This is a genomic window from Parafannyhessea sp. LCP19S3_B1, assembly GCF_052121955.1.
Taxonomy (GTDB): domain Bacteria; phylum Actinomycetota; class Coriobacteriia; order Coriobacteriales; family Atopobiaceae; genus Parafannyhessea.
The window spans coordinates 1-11413 of sequence record NZ_JBQKDH010000021.1 but is presented as its reverse complement, the minus strand read 5'-3'; the positions used below and the strand labels follow the sequence as shown (position 1 = coordinate 11413).

Genomic DNA, 11413 nt, shown 5'->3' with positions numbered 1-11413 from the left:
GCCGGTGCCCGCGCCAAGCGCCGCGCCCGCACGGGACGCCGCGGCCACGAAGGCCGTACCGGACGGCACCGCCCCTGACGCCGCCGCGACAGACGCCGCCGCGACGCCGCTCGCGCGCAGGGCGCGCGCCTGGGCGAGAAGTGCGGGCCTTGCGGTGCGGAACCACCGCGCGGCGACGGCGGCGGTCCTTCTCGCCGTGGCGCTGTGTGTCGCCGCGGCCGTGGCCGCGGGACTTGGCCTGGTAGGCGGCCCGGACGACGCGCGCGTGGAGCGCGACGCCGTGGCGCACGCCCCCGCGCCGGACTGGAGCGCCGGCGCGTTCGACGTGGCGGAGGACCTGGTTGCCACCGGCGCGAAGGTGCGCGGGCGAAGCTCCGTCGCCGGCAAGCTCGTCGTGGCGGCGGACGTGACGTTCCAGAGCGGGCGCGTGCGCGCGACGGCGCCCGCGAGCCTCACGTACGAGCGCGGCGCAAGCGGCTCGTGGCGGCTGGACGTGTGCCGGCTGGACGGCGCGGCCTCGTTTGCGGCGACGGGCGGCGTGTCCCGCGCGCGCATCCGCGCGGGCGTGGGCGCGATCCTGGCAAAGGCGGACTCGTCTGCGGGCGGCGGCAAGAAAAGCCTTGCCACGCTGTACCAAAACGCGGACGTCACCATAAAAAAGTCGACCTTCGACCGCAGGCGCCAGCGGCAGGACGTGCGCATTCGCCTGGTGAGCCGGCACGGCTACCAGGCGCTGGAATGCGACGTGGACGCGAGCTTCTCGTTCGCGGCCGCAAGCGGCTCGTGGGAGCTGCGCAAGGCAAGCGCAAGCAAGGGCGCCCGGCGCGCGAGCCTTTCGCCCGTGGCGGGCACGTGGACGGGCACGTTCCAGAGCCAGGACGCCTCTGGCGCAAGATGCTTTGGCGCGCAGGGACGCACGCTCTCCATCACGATCGACGCGCTGTCAGACGACTCGCGCCGCATGACCGGCACGCTTGACTGCGTCGCGCACTACCACGCCGCGCCGGAGCGGGACGTGGACGCAAGCGACGGCGACGAGTCCGTGCGCGGCGTCACGTTCGAGGGCGAGCGGCTTGACCCGGCGGACGACCCCACGGACAGCACGTACGCGTTCGAGCTCACGACGCCACAGGACGCGCGCGGCACGATCACCGTGATCGTGGGCTTTGGCTCGGCCGACGATCAGGACCGCGCCGTCGCGCGCGTCACGTGCAGCCATACGTCGAAGGAGTCGTTCCTGCTCATACCGTATGACGCGACGGCCACGTACACGGACGCGTTCACGCTCCAGCGCTCCTAGCGGGACGAGAGCTCTTCTCCCATGAGCAGCCCCATCACGCTGGACATCATGAGGCCGCGCGTCCAGCCGGACGAGTCTCCCAGGCAGTGCAGGCCGGCGACGTTAGTGTCCAGGTGCTTATCCATCACCACGCGGTTGCTGTAGAACTTGAGCTCCGGCGCGTACAGCAGTGTCTCGTCCGCGGCAAATCCCGGGACCACCAGGTCGACGGCCTGCATGAACGCCACTATCTCCGTCATGGCGCGGTACGGCATCGCGGCCGTGATGTCCCCAGCCTCGGCGTCCGCGAGCGTGGGCACCACGTTGGAGCGGCCAAGCTCCTGCGGCCACGTGCGCTTGCCGTCCAGAACGTCGCCAAAGCGCTGCACGAGGATGTGGCCGGCGCCGAGCATGTTCATGAGGCGTCCGACGTGCTGCGCGTACGCGATGGGCTCGTGGAACGGCTGGCGGAAGTTGAACGAGACCAGCACGGCCAGGTTGGTGTTGGGGCTCTTGCGCTCCTTGTACGAGTGGCCGTTCACCACGGCGAGGCCGCCATCGTAGTTCTCCTGGCTCACGAAGCCGCCGGGGTTCTGGCAGAACGTGCGCACCTTGTTGCGGAACGGCGCCGGGTAGCCCACGAGCTTGGACTCGTACAGGACGTTGTTGACGTCCTCCATCACCTCGTTGCGAACCTCGACGCGAACGCCCAGGTCAACGGGGCCGGGTGCGTGGCTGATCCCGTGCTCCGCGCACATCTCGTCAAACCAGAGCGCGCCGCGCCGGCCGGTGGCGACCACGGTATCAGCGGCAAGGACCCGCGTCTGGGCCTGGGGCCGGCCGGTGGGCGCGACGACGGCACCCAGGCACTTCTCGCCCTGCACCAGCACCTCGAGGCACTCGTGCTCAAACAGGATGTTCACGCCCGCGTCCAGAAGCTCGCGCTCCACGCGCGCGTAGATCTGCTGCGCCTTTTCCGTCCCCAGGTGACGAATGGGGCAGTCCACCAGCTTGAGGCCGGCCTTGATGGCGCGCCGACGGATGTCCGCGACGCTCTTGGGGTGACCGACGCCCTCCACGTGCGGGTCCGCGCCCAGCTCAAGATAGATGTCATCCACGCGCGATATGCCGTCTGCGACGACGTCCGTGCCCACGAGCTGCGGAAGGTCGCCGCCAACCTCGGGCGAGAGCGAGAGCTTTCCGTCGCTGAACGCGCCGGCTCCCGAGAAGCCCGTGGTGATCCGGCAGGGAGAGCATCCCGCGCAGTGGCCGGTCGCCTCTCGCGGGCAGCGGCGCCGCTCGATGGGCAGGCCCTTCTCCACCATGGTGATGGACCGGCGGTCGCCCCGGCGCAGCAGGCCAAGCGCCGTGAAGATTCCGGCGGGACCCGCGCCCACGATGAGGACGTCCGTGCGTATTGTTGAGGCTTCTTCGGCCATGGGTGCACCTCTCTTGCGTGACGTTTGCCCGCGGCGACGGCGATCGCACGCCGGCGGCGGGCGCGCAGCCAGCGGCGAGCGGCGGGTGGCGGGCGTCGGGCGTCGGCGGGCGTGCACCGGCATTGTACCCACGGCGCGGCCGCTCGACGGGCGCGCGGGCACGCGCTTCCGCGAGCGTGGAGGACGCGGTCGGCGAGTGCCTGTGGCGCGGGCGGGCGGCGGGCCGTTGGCGCGGGCTTCAGCGCTGGCGCGGGCGTGCGGCGCTGGCGCAGTCGGCCGGCGGGCCGTTGGCGCGTGTTCGCGGGTGCCGGCCGTCGGTACACGTGAGCCCCGAGTTGACACGCCCGTACACGTCGCGGCCGAGTTTCCTGGGTCCGTGCAAGCTCGCGGCAGACGTGTACCGGGCCGGGTACACTTCGCGGCCCAGTTTGCAGGGGCCCTGCAAGCTGGGCGCCCATGTGTACGGACTGGGTACACATGGGCGCGCTTTTGGCAGGAAGTCGTAAACTCGGGTCAGACGAGTACCATCGAAAGTTGAACCATGTCAGGAACTCTTAGATGTGTACCGAGCCGTTCGTTAAGACTTTGATCGCGCAGGTCATCTACCTCATGCTATGTGGAATTAGACTAATTGCTCATGGTACACGTCTGACCCGAGTTTGCATTTTCCGGTACACATCGGCGAGTTCCTGCCATGGTTTGAACATTTATGGTACACGTCGGCCGCGAGTTTGCAGGATCCCGTACGTTTCTGCCCCACGTGTACCGGCGCGAGGCATGCTCGGTACGCTTCTGCCCCCCAGTTTACGGGCTTCCTGCAAACTGGGGGCCGGTGTGTACCGCGGGGGCGCCTCCCGGTACCCGTCTGCCCCGAGTTTCGTGCAACCGTGCAAACTCGCGGCCGACGTGTACCGGCACGCAGCGCCGACCGTACTCGTGAGGGCCGAGTTTACGTACCCGCTGCAAACTCGCGGCAGGAGTGTACCGGCACGCAGCACCGCCCGTACTCGTGAGGCCCGAGTTTGCGGACCCGCTGCAAGCTCGTGGCAGGAGTGTACCGGCGCAACGCTTCCCCGTACGCGTGTGGCCCGAGTTTACGCCGGCCCTGCAAACTCGCGGCCGATGTGTACCGGCGCGCCGCGGATGCCTGCAGTAGCCCGTCGCGCCCGGCGCACGTACCGCGCCCGCGCACCCGCGCCCCACACGCAAAAGGGAGGCCGACCAAAGTCGACCTCCCCAAACACGCTTGTGCGCATGCGTCGCGGCATGCCGGCAACCCGACGCGCCGCTATCGTGCTGAAACCTACTCCGCGGCAGGAGCCTCGGCGTCGGCAGCCGCGGCCTCAACGGTCTCGGCAGCGGTCTCGGCCTCGGCGGCAGCCTTGGCGGCCTGCTTGGCAGCCTCGGCCTCGGCCTTCTTCGCGTACTCGGCGGCACGCTTGGCCTTCTCGGCAGCCTTGGCCTCCTTGGCGGCCTTCTTGGCGGCGGCGAGCTCGGCGGCCTTCGCAGCCTTGGCGGCCTTGGCAGCCTCGGCAGCCTTGAGCTGGGCAGCGGCGGCGCCACCAAACTTGTTGGCAAAGCGCTGGACGCGTCCGCCGGTGTCGACGAGCTTCTGCTGGCCGGTGTAGAACGGGTGGCACTTGTCGCAGAGGTCGATGGTCATCTCGCTCTTGGTCGAGCGGGTGACCCAAGTGTTGCCGCAGGTGCAGCGAACGGTGCACTCCACGTAGTTAGGATGGATGCCTTGCTTCATACTGGGACTCCTTTGGTAGGCCTGGTTTCCGACCAGGCGAGGATGGTAGCCCTGGTTCCAATCAGGGCGTCAAGCTATAGGAGTGTATCAGATTCGCCATGGGCGTGTTGTGGAGAAGAAATGGCGCTTTCGCCGCCACGGCGCCTTCGCACCCTGTAGACTAGGCGCTGGAAACCCGTTTGACAAACCCGGAGGCACCCCATGCTCCTTACCGTGGACGTAGGCAACACCCAGACGACGCTTGGCCTGTTCGACGCCGACGGCACCCTGCGGCGCCAGTGGCGCATGGCGACGGACCACACCGACACCGCCGACGAGCTGCACGAGCGCCTGTACGGCTACTTCCTCATGTTCGGCCTCACGCTGCAGAGCGTGACGGACGTCGCCATCGCGAGCGTCGTGCCCATCCTCACGCAGGAGTGGCAGTACATGATGTCCAACCTCCTCATGGCCGAGGACGTGCTGCTGGTGGACGCCACGCGCGACTGCGGCATCCGCATCGACATGCCAGACCCGCACCAGGTGGGCGCAGACCGCATCGCAAACGCCGTCGCCGCGCGCGAGCGCTACGGCTCGCCCGTGATCGTGGTGGACTTCGGCACCGCCACCAACATCGACGTGGTGGACGCCGCGGGCGCGTTTCGCGGCGGGGCCATCATGCCGGGCCTGCTGTCCTCCGCGCAGTCGCTCTTCGCCCACGCGGCGCGCCTGTCCAGCGTCCCCCTGGTGGTGCCTCCCCACGCGCTGGGCACCACGACGGAGACCGCGGTGCAGTCCGGCATCGTGATTGGCGCGGCGGCGCAGGTAGAAGGCCTCGTCTCGCGCATCAAGGCCGAGCTCGACGAGCCAGACGCGACCGTTGTTGGCACGGGCGGCCTCGCAGGCATCGTCTCCGGCGCGACGGACGCGTTCGACACCGTCGACCCCAACCTCACCGTCCGCGGCATCTACCTGATCTGGCGCCACAGAAACGAGAAGCGCGCCGCCCGCAGGCAGCGCGACATCAACGGCTAGGACCCTCGCGGCCCATTCCCGCGGCCCATTCTCACGGCCCATTTTCGCAGCCTACGCCCGCGGACGCTCGCGGCGGATGGACGCCTGCTCCGGCGATATGCTCAGCTCGCGGCCGGAGTCCGTGCGAACGCTGGCGCGGCCCCACACGTCCAGGCCGGCCAGCACGCCGCGCGCGGCGACGCGGCCGTTGGGGTACACCACCTCCACGCGCTCGTTCGCGGCGTCCATCGTCTCGAAGTAGTCGTCCAGCAGCGGCGCCAGCGGGCCCGCGACCACGCAGGCGCGGCGCAGGCGGCCCTCCCACTGGGCGGACGCCTGCTCGAGGGCGTGGGCAAGCTCTTCTCCCCCGGGCGCGACGCGGGGGTCGTCCGCAAGCAGCACCACATCGCAGCTGCCGAACATGCCCTCGTCGTAGCCGGCGCGCACGTCCACGCGCAGCAGCGCCTCGCCGTCCACGGCCACGGCGTTTGGCCACGCCACGCGCGCTCCGTCCTGGCCCGCGGCGGCAAGCGCCCGCGCAAGGCCCAGGGCCAGCACCTGCGGCAGGCAGGTGTACATCTGCATCGGCACATCCGGGCGCACCGTCACGCTCGCGAGCACGCGCTCCGCGGCGCGGCCGTCGCCATCTGCGCGGCTGGGGCCATCGGCGCGGCCGCCGGGGGTCGCTACTGCCAATCCAGCTCACCAACCTCGGCCACCACGTGGCCCACGCGGTCCTCCGGCGCGTACACGGGCACGCCGGCGTGCATGAGGTAGCGCACGGGGTCGTGCATGAGGTCCTCCATGGGCACCAGCACGTAGTCGCGCTCGCCCAGGTGCGGGTGGGGCAGCGTCAGCTTGGGGCCGGCGTGCTCCTCGTCCTCCACAAAGCACAGGTCGCAGTCTATGGTGCGCGGGCCGTGGCCGGCAAGGCGCGGGTCACGCACGCGCTTGAGCTGCGTCTCTATGTCAAGCAGGCGGTCTATCAGCACGATGGGCGCAAGCTCCGTCCTGATCTCTACCACCGCGTTCACCACGTTCGTCTCGATGCCGTACGCGGGCTGCGTCTCGTACGCGTGGCTCGCCTGGACCACGCACGTCATGGGGATGTCGTTCATCAGGCGGACGGCGCGGGACAGGTTCTCGAGCCTGTCGCCCACGTTCGAGCCGATGGAGACGAAGCCCTGCCGCGGGTCCGCCTTCGTGACGGCCCAGTACGTGTCGAGCGCCTGGCAGACGCCGGCCACGTCGTGCACGCGCAGCACGCGCGCACCGCTCTCGACGGCCGCGAGCGCGATGCCCGTCGTGGCGAAGTCACGCTCCGGCGCGTCCGCGACGCCAGAGACCGCGCCCACGAAGCGCTTGCGCGAAACGGCGTTCAGCACGGGGTAGCCCATCGAGACGAGCTTGCGCGTGGCGCGCTGGATCACGACGTCCTGGTCGTACGTCTTGTCGAAGCCGGGGCCCGGGTCTATGCAGATGCGGTCGTGGCTGACGCCGGCGCGCATGAGCACGCGCGCCTGGTCGCCCAGAAAGCCCATGATCTCCCTCATGACGGGCGCGGCCTCCGGCAGCGTGAAGCGCCTGGTGCTGGTGGGTACGGGGCGGCGCACGCGCGCGGGACGCTCGGAGTCAAGCTGCACCATGCGCCGCGTGACCGGCCCGCCCAGCTTGTTCCAGTGCATCACGACGCAGCCGCAGTCGCTCTCCGCGGCCACCTGCACCATAGCCGGGTCCGTGAACCCGGTCACGTCGTTCAGGATGGACACCCCAAGCCGCACGCAGATCTTTGCCACGGCGGCGTGGCGCGTGTCCACGGATATGATGGCCGTGGGGGCCTTGGCCAGGATCCCGCGGATCACGGGCACGATCCTGTGGGCCTCCTCCTCCGGCGTCACCGGCTTGGAGCCCGGGCGCGTGGACTCGCCGCCCACGTCGATGATGTCCGCGCCCTCGTCCAGCATCTGCAGCGCGCGCTCCACGGCCGCCGCGGGGTCGAGGTTCTCTCCCCCGTCGCTGAACGAGTCCGGCGTGACGTTGAGGATGCCCATGACGCGCGGGCGTGCCAGCGACAGCACGTGCTGGCCGCAGCGCCAGGTGGAGTAGTCCTCACGAAGCATGGGTACACCTTCCAAACGGGTCAAGGGGCGCCGCGCACGCGCGCACGCCCCGGAGTGTTCCCAAAGATTGTAACCGCTTGCGCCCTACCAATCGAACGCCTTTGCTATGTCGCAGGCACAAACCACGTCTGCCGCGCAATCCTGCGCGATGGGCTCCAGGTTCACGATGGCGAGCTTCGAGCCCCTGAAGTACTGCACCAGCCCGGCCGCCGGGTACACCACGAGCGACGTGCCGCCGATGATGAGGAGGTCGGCGTGGCTTATGGCCACGACCGCGGCCTCTATGTCCTTCTCGTCCAGGGACTCCTCGTACAGCACCACGTCCGGCTTCACGATGCCGCCGCAGCGAGTACAGCGCGGCACGCCGGTGGTGGCGAGCATCCACTCCTGGTCGTACGCGGCGCCGCAGTCCACGCAGTGGTTACGGTGGGTCGACCCGTGGAGCTCGATCACGTTCTTGGAGCCGGCGGCCTGGTGCAGGCCGTCGATGTTCTGGGTCACGATGGCGTCGAGCCTGCCCTCGCGCTCCAGCTGCGCGAGCTTCACGTGCGCCTGGTTAGGCCTGGCCTCCGGCGCGCACATCATCTTGCGATAGAAGTCGTAGAACGCCTCGGGGTCCTGCCTCCACAGGTGGTGGCTCAGGAGCTCCTCCGGGGAGTACTTGGACGAGAAGTGCTGGTTGTACAGGCCGTTCTCGCTTCGGAAGTCTGGGATCCCGCTTGCGGTCGAGACACCCGCCCCGCCGAAGAACACCGTGTGCGCGGACGCGTCCGTGAGCCTCTTCAGCTCTTGCGCGGCGAGCCTTGGGTCCGTGATCGTCTTGCCCATGTCTGCCTCCTCGTGACTGTGCCTACCGTAGCACTTTGGTGCGCCACGGGCGCTTCTGGTGCGGGCGCGGGCGGCAAACGGGTAAGGTTGAGTCATTGGCACTCGACGTAAGGCGGCGACATGGCACCACTCACAAACAACGTGCACAAGACGGCTTTGGTGTTCGAAGGCGGCGGCTATCGCGCGGCATACACGGCGGCCTTTGCAAACGCCCTGCTGGCCGAAGGCATATACTTCGACTTTGTATGCGGGATCTCTGCGGGCTCCAGCCACGCGGTCGATTACCTCAGCCGCGACGCGCGCCGCGTGAAAGACGCGTTCATGGGGTTTGAGGGGTCGGGCACGCCGGCGGTGGGCGTTGGCTCCATCCTGCACGGCACGCGCTACTTCAACGCGGACTACCTGTACGAGGGCTGCGTGGAGGACGGCAGCCTGCCGTTTGACTGGGACACGTTCCAGGCGAACCCGGCGCGCGTGGCGGTCTCGGCCTTCGAGCGCGACACGGGCAGGACGCGCGTGTTCACGCGCGAGGACATGCCCACGCTGCGGGACCTCATGGCGTGCGTGCGCGCGAGCTCGACGCTTCCCGTGCTGATGAGGCCACAGCCCATAGACGGCGTCACGTACCTGGACGGAGGCCTGGGCGAGGGCGCGGGCATCCCGCTGTTCATGGCGGAGCGAGCCGGCTACACGCGCTTCCTGCTGGTGGCGACGCGCCCGGCGGGATACCGCAAGGAGCCGCCCTCGAGGGGCGAGAAGGACGCGACCCTGCGGTTTGGGGGCGAGCACCCGCACGTGAGGGAGGCCCTTCTCACCCGCTCCGAGCGCTACAACGCGGAGCTCGACCGCATTGCGCAGATGGAGCGCGAGGGCCGCTGCCTGGTGATCCGCCCGGACATGATGCCCGTGAAGAGCACGACGCTCGACCCGGTGGCGCTTAAGACCGCCTACGCGCTGGGCGCGGCGCAGGCGCGACGCGACATGCCCGCGTACAAGGAGTTCCTGTTTGGCGACCCCAACTGGAAGGCGCCGCAGGACGAGCGCTAGCGCGGCCGCGCGACGGCGCGTAAGGCGGCGCCGGACGAGCGCGACGGGCGCAAGACGAGAAACCCCGACGGGCCGACGGCCCCACGAAGGAGAGACATGGCTGACACCAACAAGACGGACGGCACGCCAGAGGCGGCCGGCGAGCGCGAGCTGAGGCTCGTCTCGTGGAACGTGAACGGGCTGCGCGCCGTCATGAAGAAGGAGCCCGGCTTCATGCAGGTGTTCGACGCGCTGGACGCGGACGTGTTTGCCCTGCAGGAGACGAAGATGCAGGAGGGGCAGCTCGAGCTCGACCTGCCCGGCTACACGCAGGTGTGGAGCTCGGCGGAGCGCAAGGGGTACTCCGGCACCGCCGTGTTCAGCCGCACGGAGCCGCTGCAGGTGATCCGGCAGATCGGCAGCCCGGTGGCCGACGACGAGGGCCGCGTGTGCGCGCTGGAGTTTGGGGACTTCTGGTTTGTGGACGTGTACACGCCAAACTCGAAGCAGGGCCTCGCGCGCCTGGACGAGCGCATGGTGTGGGACGAGCGCTTCCGCGAGTTCCTGCAGGGGCTCGACAGGCAGAAGCCCGTCGTGACGTGCGGGGACTTCAACGTGGCGCACGAGGAGATCGACCTCAAGAACCCGGCCACCAACCACGAGAACGCGGGCTTCTCGGACGAGGAGCGCGCAAGCTTCGGGAAGCTTCTGGACGCGGGCTTCACGGACACGTTCCGCACGCTGAACCCCACGCTCGAGGGGGCGTACAGCTGGTGGAGCTACCGCATGCGCGCACGCGAGCGCAACGCCGGCTGGCGCATAGACTACTTCCTGGTGAGCGACCGCGCGTTCTCGCGGGTGACGGGCGCGCGCATCCTGGACGACGTGTACGGGTCCGACCACTGCCCCGTCGAGCTGACGATCAGGGCGTAGGCCCGGCGCGGCCGGCGTCCGGCCGGGAGCGGGTCGCTACAGCCCGTCCGGCCGGCCGATGGCGCGCTCGAGCACGCCCAGAAACGTCTGGGCGTCGCGCGTGGCCACGAGCTTCTGCGGGAAGCGGATCTCTTCCAGCATGGAGCGCACGTGGTCGAAGCGGCCGATCCCGTACGATATGTGCGCGTCCGTGCCGGTGGAGATCATGACGCCCATCTCCGCGCAGCGCTCCGCGATCCGCCGGCAGCTCTGCCGCGCGGAGGGGTGGTCGCCAAACGTGGCCTCGTTTATCTCTATCAGCTTGCCGCGCTCCTTCGCGACGGTCAGGACCTCGCCCAGGTCGTACGGCATGCCGGAGCGCCCCGTGTGCCCCAGGATCAGCACCTTGGGGTCCTCGAGCGCGCGCACGTAGCACTCCGTGGTCTGGGCGAGGCTCGCGCCCTCCGCCCACGACTTGTCGTGCACGCTCGCGATCACGTAGTCGCACTCGTCGAACACGCGCTCCCTCAGGTTGATGGGGCGGCGCAGCGCGCGGCCCGTGATGTCGCGCCCGCACACGATGTCGTGCCCAAACAGGTGGCCGTCCAGATCGACGATGTCCGCCTCGACCCCGTGCAGCAGCCGCACGCCGTTCCAGATGCACGGCCAGCTGTGCACGTTCAGGAAGTGCTGGAAGTCGCGCAGGTCGTACTCCCCGTCGATCGCAGGGTGGACCATCGCGCTGAAGTGGTCCGTCGAGCCCAGGAGCTCCACGCGCATCTCCGCCGCGGCACGCACGTTCTCCTCTATCGTGGAGTACGCGTGGCGCGAGAAGATCGTGTGCGTGTGAACGTCGCAGGCTATGTGCAGCATGTCTTCCTCCCTTGCGGCCTGGCGGCCGCGCTAGCGACGGTCGCCCTCCGGCCCCTTGCTGCTGGCGCGGGCGCGGGCCTCCGCGAGCGCGGCCTGTGCCTCGAGCGCCTGGGCGCAGGGGAGAAGAACGGCGCACGTGGACAGGCGCTCGCTCGTGCCGACGGGAATCCACCACGCCCGCGCCCGGAGC

General features: G+C 69.3%; 10 protein-coding genes. 4 read left to right on the top strand and 6 right to left on the bottom strand.

Annotated features, from left to right (window positions below):
• Nucleotides 1–1300, top strand: a 1300-nt coding sequence (locus ACTQWE_RS09960; protein ID WP_441921670.1) for a hypothetical protein, incomplete at its 5' end; no start/stop codon positions are given.
• Here ACTQWE_RS09960 and ACTQWE_RS09955 read toward each other — a convergent pair.
• Nucleotides 1297–2718: an NAD(P)/FAD-dependent oxidoreductase gene (locus ACTQWE_RS09955; RefSeq protein ID WP_441857257.1), complete on the bottom strand. Its 1422-nt coding sequence runs from the start codon at nucleotides 2716–2718 to the stop codon at nucleotides 1297–1299. The genes ACTQWE_RS09960 and ACTQWE_RS09955 overlap by 4 nt on opposite strands.
• Before the next feature lie 1303 nt (nucleotides 2719–4021).
• Nucleotides 4022–4471, bottom strand: a complete 450-nt coding sequence (rpmE, locus tag ACTQWE_RS09950; RefSeq protein WP_090846015.1) for a 50S ribosomal protein L31 — start codon at nucleotides 4469–4471, stop codon at nucleotides 4022–4024.
• A gap of 201 nt (nucleotides 4472–4672) precedes the next feature.
• Between rpmE and ACTQWE_RS09945 the strand changes: the two genes are divergently transcribed.
• Nucleotides 4673–5485 carry a type III pantothenate kinase gene (locus ACTQWE_RS09945; protein WP_441857171.1) on the top strand — a complete coding sequence of 271 codons (813 nt, stop codon included), beginning with the start codon at nucleotides 4673–4675 and terminating at the stop codon, nucleotides 5483–5485.
• A gap of 51 nt (nucleotides 5486–5536) precedes the next feature.
• Here the strand turns inward: ACTQWE_RS09945 and ACTQWE_RS09940 are convergent, their stop codons facing one another.
• From ACTQWE_RS09940 to ACTQWE_RS09930, 3 genes are all read right to left on the bottom strand, one after another.
• Nucleotides 5537–6160, bottom strand: a complete 624-nt coding sequence (locus ACTQWE_RS09940) for a hypothetical protein (protein WP_441857173.1) — start codon at nucleotides 6158–6160, stop codon at nucleotides 5537–5539.
• Nucleotides 6151–7584 (bottom strand): dihydropteroate synthase, encoded by a 1434-nt coding sequence (gene folP / locus ACTQWE_RS09935; protein ID WP_170104577.1) that lies wholly within the window; start codon nucleotides 7582–7584, stop codon nucleotides 6151–6153. The genes ACTQWE_RS09940 and folP overlap by 10 nt, the downstream gene beginning before the upstream one ends.
• Before the next feature lie 84 nt (nucleotides 7585–7668).
• A complete protein-coding gene (locus tag ACTQWE_RS09930; RefSeq protein WP_441857175.1) occupies nucleotides 7669–8412 on the bottom strand; it encodes an NAD-dependent protein deacylase in 744 nt (247 codons plus the stop codon).
• A 120-nt stretch (nucleotides 8413–8532) separates the two neighbouring features.
• On the opposite strand from ACTQWE_RS09930, the gene ACTQWE_RS09925 reads away from it, so the two are divergent.
• Both ACTQWE_RS09925 and ACTQWE_RS09920 read left to right on the top strand, forming a co-directional pair.
• Nucleotides 8533–9459 carry a patatin-like phospholipase family protein gene (locus tag ACTQWE_RS09925; protein WP_441857177.1) on the top strand — a complete coding sequence of 309 codons (927 nt, stop codon included), beginning with the start codon at nucleotides 8533–8535 and terminating at the stop codon, nucleotides 9457–9459.
• 96 nt (nucleotides 9460–9555) lie between these two features.
• Nucleotides 9556–10371 carry an exodeoxyribonuclease III gene (locus ACTQWE_RS09920; protein ID WP_441857179.1) on the top strand — a complete coding sequence of 272 codons (816 nt, stop codon included), beginning with the start codon at nucleotides 9556–9558 and terminating at the stop codon, nucleotides 10369–10371.
• A 36-nt stretch (nucleotides 10372–10407) separates the two neighbouring features.
• Here ACTQWE_RS09920 and ACTQWE_RS09915 read toward each other — a convergent pair whose 3' ends face one another.
• Nucleotides 10408–11223 (bottom strand): phosphatase, encoded by an 816-nt coding sequence (locus ACTQWE_RS09915; protein WP_441857181.1) that lies wholly within the window; start codon nucleotides 11221–11223, stop codon nucleotides 10408–10410.
• Nucleotides 11224–11413 lie beyond the last annotated feature (190 nt).